Origin of the sequence: Aeromonas tecta, assembly GCF_000820185.1 — a bacterium.
Classification (GTDB): domain Bacteria; phylum Pseudomonadota; class Gammaproteobacteria; order Enterobacterales; family Aeromonadaceae; genus Aeromonas; species Aeromonas tecta.
The window spans coordinates 1-939 of record NZ_CDCA01000002.1 but is presented as its reverse complement, the minus strand read 5'-3'; the positions used below and the strand labels follow the sequence as shown (position 1 = coordinate 939).

The window sequence follows — 939 nt, the reverse complement described above, 5'->3', positions numbered from 1 at the left end:
GCCATCGCCACCGTCAACACCACCGGCTTGGCCACGGCCCTCGCTGCAGGCCCTGCCACCATCTCCGTCAGCCTGAATGGGATTAGCGCAACTGCGTATCTGAACGTGACCGCAGCCACCCTCACCGCTATCCAACTCACTCCGGCCACCTCTTCGATCGCCTCCAGACTGACCCAACAGTACATCGCACAAGGTACTTACAGCGACAACACCAGTGCCGATATCAGCAACATGGTCGCCTGGCACAGCAGTGATACCACCGTCGCCACCGTCAACACTGCCGGCTTGGCCACGACCCTCATTGCAGGTTCGACCACGATCTCCGCCAGCTTGAATGGGATCACTACATTTGCACACCTGGATGTGACCGCGGCAACTCTGACTGCAATCCAGCTTACCCCGGCCACCGCTTCGATCGTCGCCGGCCTGACCCAGCAGTACACTGCACAAGGTACTTACAGCAATAATCTAAGTGTCGACATCAGCAGCATGGTTGCCTGGCACAGCAGTGATACCGCCATCGCCACCGTCGACACCACCGGCTTGGCCACGACCCTCACTGCAGGCCCTGCCACCATCTCCGTCAGCCTGGATGGGATCAGCGCTACTGCCACCTTGGGTGTGCGCCCAAGTAGTCCTCGAGTGGTCACCTGGGGGGCAACTTTCTATGGCGGCGACAGCTCTGCGGTACAAGCACAGCTCACAAACGTCAGCGCTATCTATAGTACTGGCGGTGCCTTTGCTGCACTGAAGCAGGATGGTTCGGTGGTCACCTGGGGGAACGCTGGCTTCGGCGGCGACAGCTCTGCGGTACAAGCACAACTCACGAACGTCCGCGCTATCTCTAACTCTGACGGTGCCTTTGCTGCACTGAAGCAGGATGGTTCGGTGGTCACCTGGGGGTCCACTGTCTATGGCGGCGACAGCTCTGCGGTACAA

General features: G+C 59.9%; 1 protein-coding gene. It reads left to right on the top strand.

Annotated features, from left to right (window positions below):
- Positions 1–939: Ig-like domain-containing protein (locus BN1137_RS00020; RefSeq protein ID WP_198150558.1), on the top strand; the 939-nt coding region annotated here is incomplete at both ends.